This is a genomic window from Dyadobacter psychrophilus, assembly GCF_900167945.1.
Classification (GTDB): domain Bacteria; phylum Bacteroidota; class Bacteroidia; order Cytophagales; family Spirosomataceae; genus Dyadobacter; species Dyadobacter psychrophilus.
Genome location: NZ_FUZA01000002.1, coordinates 182,776 through 207,290 on the forward strand (window position 1 = coordinate 182,776; position 24,515 = coordinate 207,290).

A 24,515-nucleotide genomic window follows, 5' to 3' on the forward strand; every position below is an offset into this window, starting at 1 on the left:
AATATGAAAGGTTTAAGAATAAACGCTGATGTTATTTTTTGCTTTTGGAAATGAGCTCACCCAGTTCCATCCGGACTTTATGCCATTGCTCCTGATCATAGCTCCAAACATCCAGGTTACCAATGGATTTTTCGCCAAATGGCTCCTTAATCAGCTGATCAACAAGTGCATCCGCGCGTTTTGAATTGCCATCCAGCTTGTCAAGCAACCGCAGATATTCATACTCCTGCACGCCGTCACGCATGGTTTTCAAACGAATCGATGGACAGGGCTCGGAAACATTGGGCACCATGCCGGGCTTATAAATGACCGAGCCGTTTCCGTTGAATGTCCGGTAAGTGAATTCGGCGTCGGCTTCGGAGGCTTCTTTGTAAAAGTCTTTCCAGGATTCGGGGTCATACCAGCCGCGTTCCCAGCCTGCGCCCACGCCCCAGCTTATCCAGGAGTAAGTCTTGTATTTCCAGCAAGCCCAGCTGATGGCGCGGTCGTTGACCAAAGGCAAATCGATGAATGTCGAGCTCCCTACCCAGCTGTTGAGCTTTGCTTCATAGAGCATCGGGCCGTAAAGCCAGTCTTTAATGCCCATTTGCTGGTATAGTTTTACCGTGTCAATGTTGTAGCCGATGGTATGAGAAGCCCAGTCCGTAATGGATTTGCCTATCACATCCATGGCTTCTTTGTTATAGCCGCCATCCACGCGAAACTTGGCCTCAGGATATTCTTTTTTAAACAAATTGCCATAAAACACCATTCGCGACCACGCCTCAGGAAAATAGGATTCGTCCAAACCATTCAAGTAAACCGTTAGCAGCGTCTTCTTAGGATCAACCATCGGCAGCAAATGCTGACGAACCTGGCGGATGCTGCTGAGGTAAATCGCCTGATTGGCTGCATTGCGTTCTACTTCAGGCTTGCCAATGTCCGGCCAACCGGCTGTGCCGTGCTTGCCGTAGACGTCGAACGGAAGCGCAAATGTTTCCAGCGGCTCGCCGTAGCCGGGGCCGTCGGTGTAGCCCTGGGCTTTTGTGAAGGCCTGGCCGGTCAGGTATTTTTTCAATCGCTGGTCGAATTTTGCCCATTGAATTTCGACCTTGCCATTTTTAACCTGCATTTCCGGATCATAAGTCGGGTCCATCAGGGAAATGCGGTTTCTTTTAAAGAGTTGATAAACGGCCAGTTCCTGCTTTTCATCCATCCGGCTCAGGAAGCCTTCGTGTTGTAAGCTGGCTTTGAAAAGGTTTTCATTGGGTAATTCAAAGTCCCAGATCGTGAGGCTGATTGGGATTTGTTTTGTTACCGTACCAATTTTAGCTGTAATCACGCTTTGATATGTGCCAGGCTTTGCCTTCTGCGCATCCAGCGGAATGAATTGGTCCACCCAAATGATCTGCGAACGCTGGTTGCTGATGCGGTTATTAAAGTCTGGCAATGTCAATGGATACACCCAGCGGCCATGGACTTTGGCGGAATCCGTTTGAAGGAATTTAAATGGGATCAGCGCGTCGGGATACCAGCCTTTGCCGAGCGTCGATCTGGGATATCCTGTGCTTGGACTTTCCACTTTGACCGACCATTCCAGAAAAAGCTCGGGTTTGACAGCCAACTCCGTGCTTCCATTCTTAAATGGTGCCATTTCAAGCTGAATTCCGGTTAGTTCAGCATCGGATTCATTGGTTAAGACCAATTGAAAAGAAACATATTCGCCTCGCGCGCCGTGCAATGCAACCTGCTTTCCGTCAAATATCCAGTTCTTATCAAGCAAATTCCCTTTTTCCGCCTGGCTGGCAGGAACGCCTTTAAAGCGATGCTCGATAATTTCATTGGAAACAGGATCGAGCCGGACGGAAGAAGGCAACGCGCGCAGCCGCCATGGATCAGCACCGTAAGTTTTATTTCCGAAGTTGAATGCGGCGAACGCGATTAGACAAAGAATGAATTTTACAAATTTGATCATAGTGAAGGTTGGTTCAGGAATGTTGTTTCGCACTTATTGTCCGACCGGGAAAATCATCAACTGGCTCAATGCTTCATTTTCGCCCATAACCATATATTTCCCGTCAGCAGAGGCAGCCAAAGTGCTCAATTGAAAGCCCCGCCACATGATTCCCTGCTCGATGCCGGGTGCAACCATCGTAAATTCAGGATTTCCCAAGTCGACAAAACCAGCGCCTTTTTCATCATAATAAAACAAATGAGAATAGCCCAGCGCGCCACCCGCTAGTCCGTACAATATTCCATCGCGCCCGAACACTAATGCTTGCAAGCGGGGCATCATCATTGGTTTGCCCAGATTTTTGATCTTTTTGGTTGTAGGATCCAGGACAAACAACTGACCATCACCTGCATTGCCACCATACAGTTTTCCATCCGGCGCTTTTGCCCAGGCTTCTACTTGTCCCAAAACTTCACGGCCCCAGACTGCTGGCAGCGGATTTTCCAGAAACGAAAAGCTCTTTTTGGCAGGATCAAAAGCAAACATGCGATTGCCCGCCATACTGCCGTAAACGATTCCTGCATTATCCTGAATGAGCGCTTTGCACAAGTAAACTTCCGGTCCAACAGCAAAATCATGATAATCTTTCAAGTCTTTTTCTTTGGGAGCAACCTCGTCGAAAACCTGCGTCTTTTTGGTTGCAATGTTGTAGGTAAAAAACCGGCCAGTCGGATAGCTAATGCCAAAAAGCTCAGTGCCTTGCTTGTTGCTCAGCAATGTGAAAATGCTTTCTCCGGCAACAGGCACACCCAGGTCTTTCGCCTCGATTGTTCCTTCATTGCCAACATTAATTTGCAACAAATGTCCAGGCTGCTGATTGTTATTCACTTGTGCCAATGTGCCTGCATAAAGCTGGTTTCCAGTGCCTTTGAAAAAACCCGTTGCAATGCCCTTTTGACCTGGAATCACTTCCTGCAAATCCTTTGTGGTTAAAAGTGATTTTTTGGAAATAGATGCCACGAAAAGATAAGGTGACAAGCCCGCTTTCGCTGTTGTCCCACCCAGCACCAAATCACCCTGCACGTGCAATGACGTGATTGCATTGCGATACATGGGCAGGCGCTTTTCTGCACTGTTGGGAAGCGAAACCTCGATCGCAAACGCTTCTTTCGGCGTGAAAAACGTGTATTGCGCCAGCAGCGGGCCGGAGCAGGTCAGAAGTAGAGCAGGAAGGAATATTTTATTGGTCAGATTTCTCATTTGGAGATTTCTTTTTCAGGATTGAACTTGATCATAAATGGCGTCGTAAAATCACCCTCGCTTTTGGGATTGCGGCGGGCAGCGAAATAAATATTCCCGTCTTTGTCCCGCACATCGCAACCCGTTGCCTCGGTAACCGCAGTAATAGGATACTCTTGCAGAATCGTCTTTTTGCCCGATGCTGGATCGTATTCAACCAGAACAGTTTTGTCTTTTACAACATAATTATCATGACCGCCGATGATGTAGTACAGCTTGCCGTTTTTGCCAATGTTCAGGTTAGGAACGTAAGGCCCCCAGGCGTCTGCATGGCCGGTTTCGATCACGCCGCCCAGGTCTTTAACCTTGCCGATTCCGTCTTTTTCAGGATAAAACGCGATCAATTTGGCACCGTAAGTGATGAGGTAAATCACGCCTTTGGCCTCGTCTTTGGCAAAGGCTGTAACTCCGGTAATGATCTTCGAGCCGGGCGTGCCTGGAAATGCTGGCAGACTTTCTCGCGCAAAAACCAATGAGTCGCTGTCTTTTTCGTATTTGACCAGACGCTGCCGCCAATCCACATAATAACAGTTTCCCCACCAGTCTGTGAACAATATACGCGGCACGTGCGAGCTGGCCAGGCGACCGAGGTCGCGGAGTTGATTTTTCTCCGTGTTATAGACCAGGAAATGCGCTTGTGGATAAGTAATGGCGTAAAGCATTCCGGTTTTTGGGTCAATGTCGATGTCCTTGATGCTTTCAAATTGCATTCCGATTCCAAGATTTTTCAAACCTGTTTTCGAGTCCCATTTCATAAAAAATCCACCAGCATAACCCTGTGGGTGCTCCATCAGATATTCTTCCCTGGATTCGCCGCCGTCCGTAGTGAAATAAATGGAACCATCCGGTGCCGAAACAATTTTGGAATGTATTTTTCCCTGCCATTGATAGCTGCGCAAGTTTGCCATATCCCGGATGAAACCGTTCAGCTTCATCGCGTTTTGACTAGGATCGTAGGTGAACAAGCCAATGTTGTCCCGGTGATTGGTAACGCCGATGTGCACTGTATTGGAAGCCGCATTGTAACCGATTGAACCCCAGGTTGAATGCGCTTCGGGAAAATCGGGATATTCAATGAAAGCGACATTCTTTTCAGAAATGGCAGATTTTTGGGCATGCGCAGCTTGATTGCTAGTTGTTAGCAGCAAACCGGCCAGCCAGCATGTTGCAACGCACAATGGATTGGTAAAGTGAAAGTTCATAGATGCTATTTTGAGTAAGCGACGCTAATGTAAAGAATCTTACCTAAAAGTGATAAATATGAAATAAATTTATTTTCATTTCATTTCTTTTGTCTTTCAATAAGAACGAATCTTAACCCTTTGAACCTATGCGTTGCTGGCTTCCTCAAATCCCATGAGCAATGCAGCAATGATGGTCAGCACAATTCCAGCGATAATGACAGGATGCGGAATGGTCTGATACAAGGCGAGGGATAATGTAACGGTAAGCACCGGAGAAAGGGCCGTGGTAATGGGCGCAATGATGATGGCTTTGCCATAACGAAAGGCGTAAACCAGACAAAGCGCGCCAAATGCGTTAAGTGACTGCAAGATAAACGATAAATAAGGTCCTTTAAATCCCCATTGAATAGGCTGACTAAAATCGGTCATATACAATGCCAGCGGGATCAGCGCGATCGACGAAAGCATCATATAGAAATAAAGACTTTCGGCAGACATAAGCTCATTGGCAAAGCGCATAATGCACCCCTGAGCCCCCCAGGCAAGCAATGGGACGGCAGCAAGCAGCAGCCAGGTGTAGCCGCTCGCCTGAACCGCGCCCACGGGCTGGTAAGACAGCATAAAGATGGAAATCAGCGCCAGTAAAATCCCGATCCAGCCTCTTTTGCTCGTTTTTTCATGAAGTAAAACAACGGCCAACAGAATGGTTACCACCGGAGTAAGCGACAGGATCGGAAAAACCAGATAAGCAGGTGCAATGCGTAGGGTAAAGAAAAGCACCAACTGACCACCCGCTCCCAAAAGTCCCACCGCGCTGCCCCAAAGCACCGCTTTTTTGTTAAAATCCAACTTCCAGTTTTTGAATTTCAATGCAGCCAGCGAAGCCGGAATCATGGTCAGTGCCCATACTGCATAGCCGAGCGTCGCGGGGAAACCATTTTTTTCAGGGATTTCAATGACAGCGCCCCATACGCCGATGAACAGGACATGAATAATTACGTAAATCGGCCAGTGGTTTTTGGTTTTGCTCATGAAATCCTGAATTGCTTTATAATTGGTGGTTGTGTTGCAGTTGATAAGTGCTTGAAATTTAAGTGGCTATGGCTTTTACATAAGTGTCAAACCATTGTATCAAGCGCTCATTCAGGTCGGCTTTGTTGTGGGGTTTTAGTTCGGGGCGCCACCCGTGACCTTCGCCCTTGTATTGAACCAGCATTGTGTTTACACCACGTTTTCTGAGGGCGACATACATTTCTTCGGCTTGGGAAAAAGGCACTTCGTTATCCGTTTCGCCATGCAGGATGAGCGTTGGTGTGGTTGCCTGAGCCACATTTCGCAACGGTGAACATTGCCACAACAGGTCAAAATTCTCGTAGGCCCGGCCTCCGAATTCCGATTCCATCAGCGAATGATACAAGGATGTTCCTGCGAAACTAACCAGATTACTCAGCCCGCCATCCGTCACCGCTGCTTTAAAACGAGCGGTTTGCGTAATGATCCAGTTGGTCATGTAGCCGCCGTAGCTTTGGCCGGTTACGCCCATTTGTTGAGCATTAAGCCATTGATTTTTATTTAAAACAAAATCAACACCCGCCATTAAATCCTGATAATCACCGCCGCCCCAGTTTGCGAGTGTTCCGTTTGAAAATGCCTGTCCGTAACCGTGGCTGCCCCTTGGATTGATATAAACGACCGCATATCCAGCCTGCGACAACAAATGCACGCGCTCATCAAAATCATGGCCAAACATGTTATGCGGACCGCCGTGAATCAGCAGAATGAGCGGATAATGCTGGGTTTGGTCGTAATCAACTGGCGGCATTAACCATCCTTGAACCGGCGTTTTGTCAAAGCTCTCAAACCAGAATGTTTCAGCTTGTTGCAAAGTTTTCGTTTCCAGCCAGTGTGCGTTTTCCCGTGTGATTTGCTCAATGTCAGCGCCGTGATTTTTTGTTTTAAAAAGCTCTGCGGGATGGTTCGTATCTGACTTGGTAAATACAAGATCCACTCCTTTTGTATCAAGACAAAATTCGAAAATGCTCCCCAGGCCTCCCTGAACCATTATGACTTCTTCATTATCAATGCTAACTTGATAAATGGAAGTATCCCCGCGATCACCTGCCGTGAAATAAATATGCTTGCCCGACGGATGCCAACGGATGTGCTCAACCCTGTGGTCAAAGGATTTTGTCAGGTAACGGAAGTTCTCGCCACTGGCAGATATTAACGCAATGTGCGTGTCTTCGGCGGTGCTGTCATTGGTTCCAAAAGCGCCGGAAACGGCCAGAAATGCAATGTGTTTTCCATCCGGCGACCAGGTTGGCTGATAAGCTAGACCTGTGTGCTCGGTAAGACGCGTAATTGTTTTGGTATGAATAGCTATTTTCCAAATGTCGTTTTGCTGGGTGTCATCGGGGCGGGCGCTTCTGTTGCTGACAAACGCAATATAGCTGCTGTCCGGCGACCAGGTAATGGAATGTTCATTAAAAGTGCCGGCTGTGAGCAGCACGGGCGATCCTCCCGCTGCGGGCATCATGTATATATGCGTATAGGAATGATCGGCATACACAGGCCGGCCCATTCCGCCTTTCGATTTATATAAAAGGTTGTCAATTACCCTTATCGCCTCATTTTCCGGCTCCGATGTTGAAATGTCGGCGCTAACGTAAGCAATGTATTTTCCATCCGGTGACCAGATGCAATTCTTGTCGGCAAGGTGGTTGAAAAAATAGGTGGAATCACTGCGCTGGGTCAAAAAACGGCTGGTTGCTGGTTGTAGCGTGTGAATTTGCAATGCGCCACTTTCGGTTTCATAGAAAAGCGCAGTGCCGTCGGGCGACCAGCAATTTGCAGTGCCCCTACCTAAAACCGTTTTTGTTCCATCTGATAACAGCAATGTAATCAGATCATAACGGTCATTTTCAACATCATCGGCTACCGAAACGTGATATACGAGGTCGTCGCCAACAGGAGATAGCAGTGGAGCGCCTACTTTTCTGATTTTGTGTAAATCACTTGTCAAAAGTCCCCGGGCTGAGGCCTTCATTTCCGTCGAGATCATAAAAGTTGGTCCAGGAGCGATTGTATTGTGAGCTGCATCTTACTTAGAAGCGACTTAGTTGTTAAAAATACGCTAATATTTTCGTGCAATATATAAGTAAGAATAAATAAAATAAAAGAAAGGTTTAAGAATATTTTTTACTTTCGTTTTATGATGTTTACTTTGAAATGTAATAATATTGCATTCCAAATGAACCTAACAACCGTCTTCTAATTACCGCAAGCATAATGCAGAAAAATGAAATCAGTGTTCTTAAAAGCGGTGGGGAAGCACACACCCAACGAGAAATCTTGTCGCAGCCGGAGCTTTGGCAGGAAGTATATCTTTTAATCAAAGAGGAAAGTGCTGCTATCGCCAGCTTTCTCAGCCCGATTTTACAAAAGAAAAATCTGAGCATTTTGCTGACAGGCGCGGGCACCTCGGGATTTATCGGCGAAGCGGCCCGGGGAAGTTTGCAGCAGATCTGGCGCAGACCGGTTCAGGCCGTAGCGACGACGGAAATCGTCACCCAGCCGGAAACTGTTTTTGTTCGCTCGGTCCCTACGCTTCTGATTTCTTTCGCACGCTCGGGGAATAGTCCGGAGAGCGTGGAGACGGTGATACTCGCCGATGCCTGCTGCGATGAAATTTATCATTTGATCATTACCTGCAATGGCGAAGGCGCGCTGGCGAATATAGGCGTTGCTAAAAATACATTTAGCATTGTGCTGCCCGAAGCCACCAATGACAAGAGCCTGGCCATGACCAGCAGCTTCACCTGCATGTTGCTCAGCGTGCTGCTGGTGGCGCGGGTTGATTCGCTGGACGAAGATTTTGAGAAAATCCAGCGCATCGTGGAGCACGGAAACATGATCCTGGATGAAAAATATTTGCTGGAAACACTGGTCCTCAAAGGTTTTGAACGCGTAGTGTTCCTGGGCTCCGGCGAATTCCTGGGTATTGCCAGGGAATGCCATTTGAAACTGCTCGAACTGACTGACGGAAAGCTGGTGTGTATGTCGGATTCGTTTTTAGGATTCAGGCACGGGCCAAGGGCATTTGTGAATGAGAACACATTAATGGTCTATCTCTTTTCCAGAAATCCGCACATCATGCGCTATGAGCGGGACCTGGCCGAAGACATTGCAAGGGATGCCCGGGCAATCCACTCCCTTCAGATCGGTGGTGTGAATGAACTGACACTTCCGAACAGCAGCAAGATTGAACTAAGCATTGATCCCCAAAACCCATATCAAATGATTCCGGTTACCCTCGTGGGCCAGTTGCTCGGTTTTTATAGTGCGGTGAATTTGGGTATTAATCCTGATAGTCCGTCCCTGTCCGGGTCGATTAGCCGGGTGGTGCAAGGTGTGAATATTTATAAAGAATAAAACATTGAGGCTGAATATGATAACCCCTAAACTGCTGGTTGTAGGCGAGCTGAATGTCGATCTGCTGTTGAATAAAATCCAGGCTTTTCCGCAGATAGGAAAAGAGACGATCGCGGATGAAATGAATGTGTGCCTGGGCAGTTCTTCGGCCATTATGGCCGCTAATAGTGCTGCTATGGGCGTGGATACAACATTCTGTGGCGTGGTAGGGGATGATTATTTCGGCGATTTTATCTTGGGCGAACTGGGACGGAAGTCGGTGAGCTGCCGGCATGTGACCCGGATTCCGGGCCAGAAAACGGGTTGCACATTGATCCTAAACTATGGACAGGATCGGGCTAATGTGACTTATCAGGGCGCGATGAATGCATTGACGGCCAATCATTTGCCTTTTGAAATGCTTGCTGATTATCAGCATTTGCATGTATCAAGCTTGTTTCTCCAAAATGGTCTGCTAAATGACATTGAGCAAATTTTAATAAACGCACGCGCAGCGGGCATGACCACATCGCTCGACCTGCAATGGGACCCTACTGAGCAATGGGCATTTGACTATGCGCGGTGCCTGCCTTATGTGGATGTTTTTATGCCCAATGAGTCAGAATTGCTGGCGCTCACAAAAACAAATTCGATCAGCGGCGGCATTGAAAAAATCCGCCCTTACCTGAACACGCTCGCTCTGAAAATGGGCAGAAAAGGCAGTTTCGGCGTGAGCGGCGGCGAGCAATTAACCGTGCCTGCATTTGAAGTGCCGAATTTTGTGGATGCCATCGGTGCCGGCGACTCATTTAATGCCGGATTTATTCAAAAATACATTTCCGGCGCACCGTTGGAAGAATGCCTGCGCGAGGGCAATCTCATGGGCGCGCTGAACACCACGGCTGCGGGCGGCACAGGCGCATTTTGCGACTTCAACAAAATCAGCGAAAACATTAAAGACTTCTGGGGAATCGAATTAAGCCTGTCATGAAACTGAAAGAAAAACTACGCGAATTAACACAGCTGAAAAAGGGCTTACTAGCAACAAATTATTACGACCTGGAAACATTGCACGGTGTTTTGCAAGCAGCCGCTGATTTGAAACAACCTGTTATCCTGCAACTTACCCAAAGCTCAATCGACTACATGGGCCTGAAAACAGCCGTAAACCTGGGCCGAAACGGACTGGAAGAATTTGGCGTTGAAGGCTGGATTCACCTGGATCACGGAGGGTCTTTGGATCTGGTGCAGCGGTGCCTGGATGCGGGTTTTGATTCGGTGATGATCGATGGCAGCGAACTTCCTTTTGAGGAAAATGTGCGGCTAACCCGGGAAGTGGTGGAACGAGCTAAGCAATACAATGTGCACGTGGAAGCAGAGCTCGGCTATGTTGCCAAACTGGGGCAGTCACATCATACCACGGGTTTTACGCAACCCGATGAAGCGGCTGCATTTGTGGAGGAAACGGGCGTGGATGCGCTCGCAGTTGCCATCGGCACAGCCCACGGATTTTATAAAGAAGAACCCAAGCTTGACATTAACCTTTTGCGCAAAATCGCTGACAGAACTGCGGCAACATTGGTTTTACACGGAAGCTCCGGCGTGCCGCATACCCAAGTGCAGCAAGCCATTTCAAACGGCATCTGCAAAGTGAATCTGGCCACCGAAATCAAAAACATCTTCATGGCTTCCCTGAAAGCCGAGCTTACCAATAATCAGGACATCGACCTTCGGAAAGTATTTCCCAGAGCTACCTGCAAAATCACTGAACTGGTTAAAACCAAGCTGGAAATGGTTGAGAATGTAATGGGGTGATTTTGTTTACGAGATTCAATTCATAATCTGCATTCTAGAATATAATGGTACAATCCGTTTTCAAAAACCTGGTAAGGCCGCGCAAACTGGTTTTTTCCTTACTTGCTTTCACTGTTTCACTAACCGCAGTGTTTGCACAAGCCCCGAAAAAGCCTGAAAGCAACCGGTTTACCAAAGTTGTACTTGCCCAGCGGCTTGAAGAACCCATGCAATTTCAAATTTTGAAAGATGGCCGGGTGCTTTATGCTGAAAGGAAAGGAAAATTAAAGGTTTATGATCCAAAGTCAGGGGCCTCCGAGACAATAGGCGAATTTACGGTCAGTACAAAATATGTAAGTAAAAAAGGAGAAGTAACCGAGGGAGAGGATGGGTTGCAAGGTGTTATCCTTGACCCTGATTATGACAAAAACCATTGGATCTATATTTACTATTCGCCGGTTGGCGATGATGCAAAAAATGTGCTGGTACGTTACGAGTGGCTGGGAAAGCAACTATTGGAGAGCTCGCGAAAAGTGATGCTGGAAGTGGCCGTTCAGCGTGAAGAATGTTGCCACGTAGGCGGAGGAATGCTGTTTGATAAAGACAAAAATTTGTATCTGACCACCGGCGATAACACCTTTTCACGAGCTTCTGACGGCTTTACGCCCATTGATGAAAGGCCAGGGGAATCACCCCGGGACGCCCAGAAATCATCTTCGAATACCAATGATCTGAGAGGGAAGATTTTGCGGATACATCCCGAACCGGGTGACGCCCCTTATAGCATTCCGGCAGGCAATCTGTTCCCGGTAGGAACACCACAAACCAGACCTGAAATTTACACCATGGGGAACAGAAACCCGTGGCGACCAACAATTGATTCCAAAACCGGCTGGCTGTATTGGGGGGAAGTCGGCCCGGATGGCTCGGACGATGACATGGAAAAACGCGGGCCGCAATCATACGATGAATTTAATATGGCCAAAGGGCCGGGTTTTTATGGCTGGCCTTACTTTGTAGCCGACAACAAAGCATACGTGAATTATGACTTCGCAACCAAAACATCCGGAAATCATTTCGATGCTGCTTTGCCCGTCAACAATTCACCGAATAACACCGGCCTGAAACAACTTCCCGCTGCGCAACCCGCATTGATCTGGTATCCGAAAGGGCTAAGCAGGGAATTTCCTTTGTTGGAAAGTGGCGGAAACAGTGCAGTGGGTGGGCCCATTTTCAGGAAGGATGATTTCAAAAATGCAGCGCGCTTATTTCCTGAATACTATGAAGGGAAATGGTTCATTACCGACTGGGTACGGGGTTGGATCAATGCGGTAGAAATAGATGAGAATGGCCATTATAAATCAATGGAGCGATTTCTTCCGGATATGAAACTGAATGGTCCAATCGATATGAAATTTGGGCCGGATGGAGATCTGTATGTACTTGAATATGGAAACGGGTATTTTAAAGATAACCCCGAAGCGGAATTGATCCGGATCGAATATAACAGTGGAAACAGAAAACCGTCAGTGGAAGCATCGGCCAGTAAAACAGCAGGAGCACTTCCATTGCATGTTACGCTTTCTTCTTCGGGAACAAAAGATTACGATGAAGATGAAACGTTGCAATATGAATGGGTGATTACTAAAAATAAAGCAGCCTATAAAACGCTGAAAGAGGCCAATCCAGTCATTACGCTTACATCAGCAGGCACTTACCAGGCAACCTTGACCGTCATGGACAAGCTCGGCGAAAAGAACAGTAAATCGGTGGAGATTATGGCTGGTAACGAACCTCCGGTGGTGAAATTCAAGGTTACGAAAGGCAATTCAACTTTCTTTTTTCCCGGAAAAAGTATTCAATACGCGGTTAGCGTAAGTGATAAGGAAGATGGTAGTCTTGCCAACGGGAAAATTCTGCCGTCCCAGGTTTCGGTAAGCACCAATTATCTTTCGGAAGGATTTAATCTAACCAGGATTGCACAAAAACAATTAAGCACAGACGCTTCGGCACAATACGCAACTGCCATTTATCAGATCAACAACGGAGATTGCAAGGCTTGTCATGCGATTAACGAAAAGGTGTTGGGACCGTCTTTTACGGATGTGTCGAGAAAGTATAAAGATGTTCCTTCTGCGGTGGTAAGTTTGTCTAAAAAAATCTTAAACGGTGGTTCAGGAGTCTGGGGTGATGCATATATGCCCGCGCATCCTGCGATGTCGGAAAGTGACGTTAAGGGGATTGTGAACTACATTTTAAGCTTATCTGATAAGCCAAAGTCCGCAAAAACATTACCCATAAAAGGAACCTACACAACCATTGTCCCGAAAGCCGGTTCAGCGGGCAGCTTTATTTTCCGTGCGGCCTATACGGATCGGGGAGCAAATTCGGCAGCTGCACAATCTTCGCAAGCAACTGTTATACTTCGAAATCCGCTTCTGCCAGTGTCTTATGCGGATCAGTCGGGTAAGATAAGCTTCAACGATGACAGTACGAGTGCGTTCATTAACGAATCCGGCGCTTTTTTAACATTTGAAAAAATCGATCTGACCGATATCAAAAAAATAGAGATACTTGGCATACCCGAAGAAAATAGAAACGTGCTTCATTCCATGTTAATTGAAGCACGTGATAATGCCGTGAATGGAGCGCTTTTAGGAAGATTTTCTGGTAAATACAGTGATAAAATGGTTTTGAATATCACCAGTCAGGCTGCATCCGGTTCAAAAGACATTTATTTGGTTTTCAACGGAGATCCTATCACCATTAAAGCGATCCGGTTTACAACTAATTAATGCCTGTAAAGATCTTTCCTGGAACGCAAAGCGATCACCTGTCACCTCAAAAAAAGTTATTCGTTCTTTAAGCTCTTTACAGGGTTTAAAAGTGCTGCCTTCAATGCCTGAAAACTGACAGTGATCAGCGTAATAACCAGAGCGCCACATAATGCCACAGCGAAAATCCACCAGGAAAGTGCTGTTCGGTAAGTGTAATGTTGCAGCCAATCGTGCATCAAGTAATAGGCAATAGGTGTTGCTATCAGGCAGGAGATTAGAACCAGAAATACAAAATCTTTTGCGAGCATTTGCCAAAGTTGTACTATGGAAGCGCCCAGCACTTTGCGAAGTCCAATTTCTTTCTGACGCTGTTCTGCAAAAAATGTTGCCAGACCGAAAAGACCCAGGCAGCTGATAAAAATTGCCAAAGACGCAAATGTGGTGGACAGCTTACCAATCCTTTCTTCTGCCTGGAACTTGAAGTCATATTCGTCACTGGCAAATTTGTATTCGAAAGGACTTCCGGGATTGTATTTTTTAAAAACCGGTTCAAGCCTGGAAAGCGCCTCTCTTGCATTCAGATTGGGATCAAGCCTGATATGGATGAAGGAAGCCCAGTCTTCTTTCAGCATAAATACCGTAGGCTGGATGGGCATAAACGGTGATCCTGTGACCACATCATTGATTATCCCAATGATCTTGTACTGGTCACCATTCCATTGCACCGGCGTCCCAACGGCTTCTTTGAGACCCATAAACCTGGCGGCACTTTCATTAATTACCATAGCAAGGCGATCAGTAGTATAATTGCTCGAGAAATCACGCCCTTGCTTGACCTGCCAACCGACTGTCTTGCCATACTCATGCGTAATGCCCACAGTGCCAAGGTCGCCCAGCTGATCGGGGTCCTTTCCTGACCAGCTGAAACTGGCGTCGCTGCTCCAAACTTCGGAAGTTGGACTCGAAGAGGTGGCCATGTTCAGGGCGGCACCCGTTTGAAGCAGATCCTGACGAAGTGCTTGTGGATGTGCTCGCAGATCCGACGTGTTCATGGCTACGGTCAACAATCCCGCGCGGTCGAAACCCACCGGCCTGTCTTTGGCATGCTGGATCTGCCGAAGGACAACCAATGTGCCTATGACCAGGGTAATTGACACTGTAAACTGGACAATTACCAAAGTTTGGCGGGGAATGGCATCATACCGGCCTGCATGCAAACGAAGAGAGGACCCTGTGGCTTTAAGCACTTTCACCGGCCGAAATGCAGACAGATAAATAGCCGGATAACTGCCTGCGAGAAGGCCCGTCGCGAGTGTAAAACCCAAGCCCACAAGCCAGCTTTCTGCATGGGCCCAGGGAAAAGTGATCTGCTTGTCGGCGATTTGGTTGAACCACGGTAGGATCAACTGTAACAGCAGCAAGGCGAACATAAATGCGAGCACGGAAACCATAATCGATTCACTAAAAAACTGCGTAATCAACTGGCGTCGCAATGAGCCAACTGCCTTACGGATGCCAACTTCTTTGGCCCGTTTTTGTGACCGTGCCGTGGATAAATTCATGAAGTTGATGCATGCCAGAAGCAGCACAAATGCGCCAATAATGCCAAACAACCAAACGAACTGGATCCGCCCGCGGACGGCCACTCCGTTTTCCCATTCGGAATAAAGGTGCCAGCGGCTCATGGGATGAAGGAATGCTCTGGGATTAAATCTTGCTTCTTCCTTGGCATGACGGGCCTTGATTTTTTCAATCTTGTTACTAACCAGATCAAAACTTGTATGCGGGGCAACCTGTACCAGCAACAGAAAAGAATTGTTCCCCCAGTTCGTTTCTGAGCGTTTTACCCAAGCTTCTGTCTGCAAAAAGAAGCTCCACGGAAGTAAAAATTTAACATCCCGGAACTCTGTGCCATAAGGAAGATCTTCATAAACGCCCGTAACCTTGAAGTAATTCTTGTTATCAACTTTTATGGTTTTGTTGATCGGATCATCATCGCCGAATAGTGCCCTAGCGACTGATTCAGCAAGTAGGGCAGAAGTTGGGTTTTCAAGCCCTGTAACTGTGCCCTTAATGACCCGTAGCGACATCATTATTGGAAATTCAGGCTCCACGCAATTGCCCTTTCTGGAAATTTTCTTGTCGCCAAATGCCAAAATCCGGTCCTCCGTCCACGATGAAGACGCAATATGTGTGAATTCGCTTGCATGTTCGTTTTGCAAGGCAGCCCGCATGGGGAGGGGAGTGGCTACTGCAGTACTAGTTGTTCCGTTATAGGTCTGGTGTTGCATCACACGCGCAATGCGGTCGTAATTCCGATGATATTTATTGTAGGAAAGCTCGTCCCACATCCAAAGACTAATGAGTATGGCCGTCGTCATGCCCACAGATAAGCCTGCAATGTTGATAGCCGAATAAGTGCGGTTTTTGGAAAGGTTGCGAAAGGCAATCTTCATGTAGTTTTGAAGCATATCAATAGGGTTTGGGTTAGGATACTCACTGGGTTTACCTCGCAATAGCGAAGGCCTCATTAGACTTAGCACATCCTTTAAATAGCGTAATCTGGCCCTTCGCAGGCCTATTGAACTGATACGCTGCCGGAACAATTCATCCAAATCGCCTTCCAGCTCGTTGGCCATATTTGCCGGGCAAAACAATTGCAACAGGAGCGTTGCCCATCGCGGTGGCTTCTCACGGTTAGGTTTGTAGCTCATGACCACGCTATTTTTGGAATGTTGTCCCACATTTGGTTACGGAGCTGTTTGATTTCTTCCAATGCACGAAGGCCTGCAATTGTGACAACATATAGCCTTTTGCTGCGCCCGCCCCGCTCGGCTGTTGCACCACCCATTTCCGATTTTACAAGTCCCTTTTCTTCGAGCCGGTGCAATGCTGTATGCACGGCGCCCAGGTTAACGGCGCGTCCAAGTTGCTGCTCAATCTCATTCACAACAGCTGCCCCATAAGCATCACCCGTCCGGATTGCAACGGCCAGTAAAACCACTTCTTCAAATTCTCCCAGGTAAGTCCCTTTCATCGACAATACATTAGATATGTAAATGTCTAACAAATACCTTACCATAACCGCAATCATTGCTTAAACAGGATCTAAGGGCTATTTTTACGGTTATGGGCGTCCGATAGCGCACACAGTGCCGTTCGGTTTTGAACAGCTACTATCACAACCGGATTGCCACTCATCGAATTTACCATCGCAGTTTAAAAATTGAAAATGGAATAATAATCGAGTACTGGCTCCAATCGATCCCAAACCCTCATGGTGGAACGCTGAATTTCATTTGTCGATTGTTCAACGCTTTCTGTCGACGGTAAGAACAAAAACGCTGTTGCCCGAATTATGCTCAGAGATGTTCTATTAATCAAATGAAAATGTCAGAAGTAAAAACGATAGGTAGCGAATGGTTCGCTGACGAGAAGCTTATCATTACACAGATTAGCGGCGATATAGAAAAAGAAGATGTCGCCCGCTGGGAACAAACATTACACGCTGCGCTGAATCAGATTCCCGATTCGGGAGCATTCAAAATTTTTATAAATCTGCACGGTTTTAAAGCAGTTGATCTGGATGCGCACAAACAGTTTCGAAGCATTATCCCGCTCACACTCGCCAATTATGGCTGGAAAGTCGGATACTTAGACATGTTTCCCGAAGAGGCTGAGAAATTGGTAATTTCTAAAAATAGAAATGTTCAATGCATTGCTGCTGTGCATTGTCATCAGGATATTACCAAAATCGAAAAATACGAATCATTGTACAGCAGCGATAATGAGCACTTTTTTACTGATGTGGAAGCCGCAGATGCATGGATCCGGCGCTCGGTATATGCGCCGGAAAAGAATTCCTGAATGCATATTGATACAACGCCAATGGCCGCAGGATCCGCGTTTACGACTGTCAGGATTTCGGATGATATTCAACGATTTTTGCATAGATCGAACTACTGAATTGCTAACCAAGGCGACCTCTCTCAGCCAGTCGCTGTAACCAAATATAAATATTTCCATAAAAAATTTTTCAATTTGTGCTAAATCGATTTACTTCGTGTGCTAAATCGTTTTACTATTTCTAAACCCGCTTTAATTTTTCCATTCTATGAGAAGCTTTTTACTCTTTTGCCTGTTTTTTGCCCTGTTTTGGGCAAAAGCGGCAGCGCAGCAGCAGGTGACCGGAAAAGTCACAGATCCCCGGGGCGAGCCTTTGCCCGGTGTCAACATTATTATTAAAAATACTTCAACCGGAACCGTAACCGATGTAAACGGTGGGTTCACGCTGAATGTATCAGGCGACAATGCGGTTTTGCTGTTTTCCTTTATTGGTTATTCGCCAGCCGAGGTGCCTGTCAACGGGCAATCGAAGATCGACGTGACGATGAAGGAAGATCTTCAAAATCTGGATGAACTGGTGGTCGTAGGTTATGGAACAGTTAAGAAATCGGATCTGACGGGTTCGGTTACATCCATTTCGTCGACCGAGCTGAAAGCAGTCCCGGTTGCCACTTTTGATCAGGCTTTACAAGGGCGTGCGGCAGGTGTACAGGTTGTGCAATCCAATGGTGTTCCAGGCGGCGGGACTAACATCCGTATCCGCGGGACCACTTCCGTGAGTGCAAGCAGCGAGCCGCTGTATGTGATCGATGGGATGCTGATCAATAACAATACAAGTGAAATGTCGGCCGGTGGGCGTGGGCCATCCCTTAATCCATTGTCTACGATCAATCCGAGTGATATTGAATCCATCGAAGTCTTAAAGGATGCTTCTGCAACAGCCATCTACGGTTCGCGGGCCGCAAACGGTGTGATTTTGATCACAACGCGAAAGGGCAAAGCGGGTAAGGCTTCTATCAACATCGAGACTTATTACGGCAGCCAGCAGGTGACTAAAACGCTGGATATGCTTAATGCAACTCAATTTGCAGAACTGGTTAATGAGGCCAGCGTCAATGCGAAACTGGCCCCTGTTTATGCGGATCCGGCCAGTTTTGGAGCGGGTACCAACTGGCAGGAAGAGCTTTTTCGTAAAGCTTCCATTTCCAATTATCAGGTATCCATCGCCGGCGGCAGCGAAAAAACACGCTACGCCTTAGGGGGCGGTTATTTTAAGCAGAATGGTATTGTGACCGGCTCCGATTTTGGCCGCTACTCGTTCAAGCTGAACCTGGACTCCGATGTAAGTAAAAGGCTGAAAGTTGGCACGAACGTATCCTATAACCGCATGTCTACCAATGGCGTGCTGACCGGACCGGGCAATGTGGTGCAAGGGGTGGTTACCAATGCATTAATGTTCAACCCAATACTTCCGGTTTACGATCCGTCGAGGCCTGGTGGCTACACCTTCCAGCACGACAGGCGTGACGCCATTGCCAACCCGATTGCGGAGGCAAAGGAATATGAAGCGATCACTACCACTTCCCGCGTTTTAGGTTCTGTTTTTGCTGAGTATAAGATTGTGGAAGGGCTTTCATTCAGGTCAAGTTTTGGGATAGATGCATTGAACACCAAATCCAACACATTCGGGCCCAACTTTTTGAAAAGGACAGAAAACAGCAAAGGAGAAGCCTCGGTAACCACTTTACAGGCATTGACCTGGCTGAACACCAATACATTCAACTACACCAAACAGATCAATAAGGATAACAGCTTCAATGTGTTGCTGGGTTTGGAAACGCAGAAATTCCGTAATGAATCCGTTAATGCTTATGCATTCGGCTTCCCCGATGCGCGCACAGGATGGCACGATATAGGATCAGCAGAAAACCCGCAAACCACCTCAAACGGCGAGCTGCAATGGAGCATGCTGTCGTATTTTGGGAGGATCAATTATACATTGAAAAATAAATATCTTTTTACATTAACCGGCAGGAGTGATGGTTCTTCCAAGTTTTCCGAAGGGCGCAAGTTTGGTTTCTTTCCTTCGGCAGCATTTGCCTGGAAGGTGACGGAAGAGGATTTTATGAAGTCGGTGAGTGCAATTCAGGACCTGAAATTCCGTGTGAGCTACGGCCGCACGGGTAACCAGTCGATCCAGCCGTATCGCTCGCTTGCGCTGATCGGCGCATTAGGACAAGGTGTTTTCTCGACCACCGGCCAGGAAGTGATTCGCGGCCGCGAACCGGTCTCATATCCAAACAGGGAATTGAAATGGGAAACCACCGACCAGCTGAATGCAGCCATCGACCTTTCGATCCTGAAAGGCAGGCTTGACTTCACCATTGAAGCTTACAATAAAAACACCATTGACCTGCTCCTTGATACACCTATTCCTTATACCAGCGGTTTTGACAATACATTACTTAATATTGGGAATGTCAGAAACCGTGGTATCGATGTAGCGATTAGTTCGGTAAACCTTGATGGGAAAGTGCAATGGAATACTTCGCTCAATGTGTCGGTGAACCGTAATAAGATTACGAACCTGGCACGCAAGGAAGACGTGAACCTGGGTGTAGGCGGCAACATTCTCCGGGAAGGCGAGCCCATCGGGACATTTTATGGCTACGTGTTCGACGGAATTTATCAAACCGACGAAGAAGCCAAAAACAGTCCGGCTATCGCTGGGCAGACACCCGCGGCGGGCGACCGTAAATACAAGGATATCAACGGCCCGGCCGGAACACCAGATGGTATTATCAACGATTTTGATCGCACCATTATCGGATCAGCACAGCCCGATTTCACCTGGGGTTTGAACAACAATGTCACTTTCAAAGGCATTACCCTGTCGCTTTTCTTCCAGGGTTCACAAGGAAACCAAATGGTGAACCAGAACCGTGGAGACCTGGCGAATGTAAACGGCAAGCAAAACGTGCTGGCAGAAGCGGGTCTTGGCCGGTGGACGCCCGAAAACCGCAGTAACAAATACGCCCGCGCTCTGGCTACGGCCAACGACAATGTGTTTTCGTCGCGCTTTGTTGAGGATGCATCTTATGTGCGCCTGAAAAATATCACGCTGGGTTATAACCTGCCGGGAGCCGTGCTCAAAAAGATCGGACTTGCCAACGCGCGTCTTTATGTAAGCGCAACCAACCTGTGGACGCTCACCGATTACAGCGGTTACGACCCGGAAGGCAATGCTTATGGCGGCACAACCAACATTGTCGGCGTCGATTTCGGAGGTTATCCGCAAGCCAAAACCTACACAGTCGGTCTCAATTTCGGATTCTAGTTTTCAAACAAGATTTTTATCAATACAATGAAAAATATAAAACTCATAAAAACATCCGGATTGATCCTGGCGACTGCGCTGCTATGGCTGAGCTCCTGCGAGGATTTCCTCAAAGAAGACCCGCAAGACCGCATTGCGCAGGACCGTTTCTACCAAACCGCCGAGGATGCGACAGCCGCTGTTAATTCGGTGTATTCCAATTTAGGCTCAACTTCCTCAGGACCGGAAGGCATTTACCACAGCACCACATGGATTGCGGCCGGACTTGCTTCCGATGAGCTGATCAACAAACAGGAAGGTGCGATTGCCAACGACCAGCTCGCAACTTTTTCCTGGAATGCAGAGAACGGCAACGTGGGCACAATCTGGCGCATTCACTACAAAACGATCACGCTGGCCAACATTGCCATCGAACGCATTCCACCGATCCAAATGGACGAAACTTTGAAAAACAGGCTGGTTAACGAAGCGAAGTTTTTGCGTGCGCTGGCCTATTTCAACCTGGTCAGGATGTTTGGCAATGTGCCTTTATTGACAAAAGAAGAAGAACCGCTGAATCCCGGCGTTGCAGATACGGACGCAGTTTATGCGCAGATCATCAGTGATTTGCAGTCGGCCGAAGCATTGCCGCTCGACGGCGCAATCCAGGAAGGACGTGCGACCAGCGGTGCGGCGAAGGCTTTGATGGCAAAGGTTTATTTAACCAGAAAAGATTTTCAGAACGCCTCCGCAAAAGCATTGGAAGTGATTCAGTCTAACAAATATGCACTTTGGCCGAATTTTGCGGACGCATTCAAACATCCTAACCGCAATGGTAAAGAAGCACTTTTCTCTGTGAGCTTTGGCGATGGCGGCGGAAGCATTTCTTTCTGGGAATTCGGTCAGTTCAATGTGCGTTTGTTGCCGCCGGAGCTTTCCAAAGAAATTGCAGGCATCCGCAATACACAAGGCTGGCAGGCGGCTACGAAAGATTTGTATAACTCATTTACAGACCAGGATGAGCGCAAAAAAGTGACTTTCCTGACCGAGTTTGTCAATGACAAAGGGGCAATCATCAAGCTGAACGACATTTACATTCAAAAATACTGGGACAGGACCGCCGAGCCGGTGGCAGGCGATTCCCAGCAGGATTTCCCGGTGATCCGTTATCCCGACGTGCTGCTGACCTATGCCGAAGCGCAGGCCGAGCTGGGTAACGCGGCCATTGCTAATCAGTATGTCAATTTGGTACGCAAAAGGGCAAAGCTGGCGGAGGTTAACCTCTCGGGCGCTGCTTTAAAGGAAGAAATACTCGACCAGCGCAGGAAGGAATTTGTAGCCGAAGGGCATCGCTGGTATGATCTGGTGCGGACCAATACATTGGAAGCTAAAGTGCAAAAAGCCAAATCGGTAACCGTCAAGCCAATTTACTACTTATTCCCACTGCCGCAGCGAGAGCGCGACGTGAATCCCGAACTCCCGCAGAACCCGGGATATTAATAGAATTACCCACTCGTTTGCCGGGGACCGGGCGTCAGATTTTGACGTCCGGTATTTTTAAGAATAATATATCTCAATGAAGCATTGCATTATCGCTTTAATGACCGTTTTCGGTTTTTTATCGGCCTGCCGGTCAGAGCACGACAAAGAGCATGTTGCCGAAAAGGCGGCACTGTCTCCTGCTGAATATGTAAATCCACTGATTGGCGCGAGTACCAGCACGGGAAAGGCGGGGGTTTATCATGGTTTGGGTAAAACATTTCCGGGAGCAACCACGCCTTACGGATTGGTCCAGGTGAGTCCAAATACCATTACCGGCGGCGATAACGGATCGGGTTACAGCTTCGAGCACACTTCCATAGAAGGTTTTGCATTCACCCAAATGAGTGGCGTAGGCTGGTACGGGGATTTGGGTAACCTTTTGGTAACGCCAACGACGGGCGCATTAAAAACCGCAAGAGGCAAAGAAGGCGTGGCAGGCAGCGGTTACCGTTCCAATTATTCCAAAAAGGATGAAAAAGCCTCCGCGGGCTATTACGCGACAACATTAACCGACTATAACATCAAAGCCGAAATGACCGCCGCCCCACATTCCGGCATGCTGCGTTTTACATTTCCCGAAGACAAAAAATCGCGCATTCAAATAGACCTTGCACGCAGGGTAGGAGGCACCTCCACGCGGCAGTATGTAAAAGTGGTCGACGATCATACAATTAAAGGCTGGATGCAATGCACGCCCGAAGGCGGCGGCTGGGGAAATGGCGACGGGCATGCAGAGTATACGGTTTATTTTTACGCGCAGTTCAGCAAACCCTTCAAAAAACTAGGTGCCTGGAAAGCTGACATTCCCAAAGACTGGAAACGCAAGCGCGAAGACATTGAAAACGACCGCTATCAAGCACAGGTTGCCAAAGCAGTGGTGATGGATTCGGTCACCGAGCTGGAAGGCGATCATTTAGGTGTGTTTGCCGAATATGATACAAAAAAAGATGAACAGGTGCTTTTTAGATCGGGCATTTCGTTCGTAAGCATGGACGGGGCTGAGAAAAATCTGCAAAAAGAAATTACCAGCTGGGATTTCGACGCACTGCACAAACAGGCCGTTGCGCTTTGGAACAATGCATTGAGTGCCATGACAGTTTCCGGTGGCAGGGATGAGGACAAGCGTATTTTCTACACCGCGTTGTATCACACAATGATCGACCCGCGCATTTTTGCTGATGTGGATGGCAGCTTTACAGGTGGAGACGGTAAAATTCACGCATCTGCAAATTATACGCGCCGCACCATTTTTAGCGGCTGGGACGTGTTCCGCAGCCAGTTTCCGCTACAATCCATCATCAATCCAAAGCTTGTCAATGATGTGGTGAACTCGCTGCTTTCACTGGCAGACGAACGCAAGAAAACTTACCTCGAACGCTGGGAAATGCTCAATGCGTACAGCGGCTGCATGATCGGGAACCCCGCATTGTCGGTTATTGCCGACGCTAGCGCAAAAGGCATCGCGCGGTTTGATAAAGACAAAGCATTGAAATACGCCGTGCAGACCAGTAACCAGTTTGGTAACGGCGAGCGGGGTTACACGGTGGAGCCGTTCGGGATTTCAAACACATTGGAATACGCTTATACCGAATGGTGCACGGCTAATCTGGCTAAATCACTGGGTAAGGAAGATATCGCAGCGGTTTTTGACAAACGCGGGCAGAGTTACCGCAACATTTTTGATGAATCGGAGGGCTGGTTCCGGCCGAAAGACAAAAGCGGCAACTGGCAGCCATGGCCAAAAGAAGGCAGGCTGAAACAATGGTATGGCAGCATTGAAGCCAATGCCTATCAGCAGGGTTGGTTTGTGCCGCAGGATATTCCGGGCATGGTGACGTTGATGGGTGGCAAAGAAAAAGTGGCTGCTGACCTGGCTGTGTTTTTTGACAAAGTCCCTGAAAACATGATGTGGAACGACTATTACAACCACGCCAACGAGCCGGTGCACCACGTGCCGTTCCTTTTCAATCATGTTGGGAAACCCTGGCTGACGCAGAAATGGACGCGAGAAATCTGTCGCCGCGCTTACCACAATTCTGTGGAAGGATTGGTTGGTAATGAGGATGTGGGCCAAATGTCGGCTTGGTATGTGCTGGCCGCCGGCGGACTTTATCAGGTTTGTCCAGGCAAAAACCGCTTTGAAATCACCAGTCCCGTGTTTGACAAGGTTGCGATTCGCCTTGATCCCAATTATGCGAAGGGCAAAGCATTTAACATTATCGCGCTCAAAAATTCGCCCACTAACATATATATTCAAAGCGCAAAATTGAATGGCAAAGCTTATAACAAATGCTTTATCGATTACAACGAAATCACCGCCGGTGGCACATTAGAACTAACAATGGGTCCAAAACCCAACGAAAGCTTTGGTGACTGATTCCTACCCTTAACCTTAATCCTGAACCCCTTGACAA

The 24,515-nt window shown here is 47.7% G+C and carries 15 protein-coding genes; 8 read left to right on the forward strand and 7 right to left on the reverse strand.

Annotated features, from left to right (window positions below; all coding sequences use genetic code 11):
• Positions 1 to 31: 31 nt before the first annotated feature.
• The 5 genes from B5X68_RS07870 to B5X68_RS07890 form a co-directional block, all read right to left on the reverse strand.
• Positions 32 to 1,954 carry a glycoside hydrolase domain-containing protein gene (locus tag B5X68_RS07870; RefSeq protein WP_082215258.1) on the reverse strand — a complete coding sequence of 641 codons (1,923 nt, stop codon included), beginning with the start codon at positions 1,952 to 1,954 and terminating at the stop codon, positions 32 to 34.
• 33 nt (positions 1,955 to 1,987) lie between these two features.
• Complete coding sequence (locus B5X68_RS07875) at positions 1,988 to 3,193, reverse strand: NHL repeat-containing protein (protein WP_082214163.1); 1,206 nt, start codon at positions 3,191 to 3,193, stop codon at positions 1,988 to 1,990.
• A complete protein-coding gene (locus tag B5X68_RS07880; RefSeq protein WP_212567986.1) occupies positions 3,190 to 4,434 on the reverse strand; it encodes a hypothetical protein in 1,245 nt (414 codons plus the stop codon). Before B5X68_RS07880 ends, B5X68_RS07875 begins: the two co-directional genes overlap by 4 nt.
• A gap of 126 nt (positions 4,435 to 4,560) precedes the next feature.
• Entirely contained in the window at positions 4,561 to 5,448 is an 888-nt protein-coding gene (locus B5X68_RS07885; RefSeq protein WP_082214164.1) for a DMT family transporter, read from the reverse strand.
• A 58-nt stretch (positions 5,449 to 5,506) separates the two neighbouring features.
• Complete coding sequence (locus B5X68_RS07890; protein WP_082214165.1) at positions 5,507 to 7,477, reverse strand: S9 family peptidase; 1,971 nt, start codon at positions 7,475 to 7,477, stop codon at positions 5,507 to 5,509.
• A gap of 227 nt (positions 7,478 to 7,704) precedes the next feature.
• Between B5X68_RS07890 and B5X68_RS07895 the strand changes: the two genes are divergently transcribed.
• The 4 genes from B5X68_RS07895 to B5X68_RS07910 are packed head-to-tail and all read left to right on the forward strand — an operon-like array spanning position 7,705 to position 13,415.
• Positions 7,705 to 8,847, forward strand: coding sequence for an SIS domain-containing protein (locus tag B5X68_RS07895; RefSeq protein ID WP_082214166.1), 1,143 nt, complete (start codon positions 7,705 to 7,707; stop codon positions 8,845 to 8,847).
• Positions 8,848 to 8,863: 16 nt separating this feature from the next.
• Positions 8,864 to 9,817 carry a carbohydrate kinase family protein gene (locus B5X68_RS07900; RefSeq protein ID WP_170916603.1) on the forward strand — a complete coding sequence of 318 codons (954 nt, stop codon included), beginning with the start codon at positions 8,864 to 8,866 and terminating at the stop codon, positions 9,815 to 9,817.
• Complete coding sequence (locus B5X68_RS07905) at positions 9,814 to 10,641, forward strand: class II fructose-bisphosphate aldolase (protein ID WP_082214167.1); 828 nt, start codon at positions 9,814 to 9,816, stop codon at positions 10,639 to 10,641. Before B5X68_RS07900 ends, B5X68_RS07905 begins: the two co-directional genes overlap by 4 nt.
• Before the next feature lie 44 nt (positions 10,642 to 10,685).
• The gene (locus B5X68_RS07910; protein WP_082214168.1) at positions 10,686 to 13,415 is read left to right on the forward strand and encodes a PQQ-dependent sugar dehydrogenase; all 2,730 of its coding nucleotides are present in this window, start codon (positions 10,686 to 10,688) and stop codon (positions 13,413 to 13,415) included.
• Positions 13,416 to 13,471: 56 nt separating this feature from the next.
• On the opposite strand, the gene B5X68_RS07915 is transcribed toward B5X68_RS07910, so the two are convergent.
• Together B5X68_RS07915 and B5X68_RS07920 are read right to left on the reverse strand one after the other, a co-directional pair.
• Positions 13,472 to 16,111: an ABC transporter permease gene (locus tag B5X68_RS07915; protein ID WP_082214169.1), complete on the reverse strand. Its 2,640-nt coding sequence runs from the start codon at positions 16,109 to 16,111 to the stop codon at positions 13,472 to 13,474.
• Positions 16,108 to 16,434, reverse strand: coding sequence for a PadR family transcriptional regulator (locus B5X68_RS07920; protein ID WP_082214170.1), 327 nt, complete (start codon positions 16,432 to 16,434; stop codon positions 16,108 to 16,110). The genes B5X68_RS07915 and B5X68_RS07920 overlap by 4 nt, the downstream gene beginning before the upstream one ends.
• A 353-nt stretch (positions 16,435 to 16,787) precedes the next feature.
• Between B5X68_RS07920 and B5X68_RS07925 the strand changes: the two genes are divergently transcribed.
• The 4 genes from B5X68_RS07925 to B5X68_RS07940 all read left to right on the forward strand — a co-directional run bounded on the left by B5X68_RS07925 (position 16,788) and on the right by B5X68_RS07940 (position 24,478).
• The gene (locus B5X68_RS07925; RefSeq protein ID WP_082215261.1) at positions 16,788 to 17,264 is read left to right on the forward strand and encodes a hypothetical protein; all 477 of its coding nucleotides are present in this window, start codon (positions 16,788 to 16,790) and stop codon (positions 17,262 to 17,264) included.
• Positions 17,265 to 17,511: 247 nt separating this feature from the next.
• Positions 17,512 to 20,580 carry a SusC/RagA family TonB-linked outer membrane protein gene (locus B5X68_RS07930; protein ID WP_082214171.1) on the forward strand — a complete coding sequence of 1,023 codons (3,069 nt, stop codon included), beginning with the start codon at positions 17,512 to 17,514 and terminating at the stop codon, positions 20,578 to 20,580.
• 27 nt (positions 20,581 to 20,607) lie between these two features.
• Entirely contained in the window at positions 20,608 to 22,059 is a 1,452-nt protein-coding gene (locus B5X68_RS07935) for a RagB/SusD family nutrient uptake outer membrane protein (protein WP_141110238.1), read from the forward strand.
• A gap of 76 nt (positions 22,060 to 22,135) precedes the next feature.
• On the forward strand, positions 22,136 to 24,478 hold the full coding sequence (locus tag B5X68_RS07940; protein WP_082214173.1) for a GH92 family glycosyl hydrolase: 2,343 nt from the start codon (positions 22,136 to 22,138) through the stop codon (positions 24,476 to 24,478).
• Positions 24,479 to 24,515 lie beyond the last annotated feature (37 nt).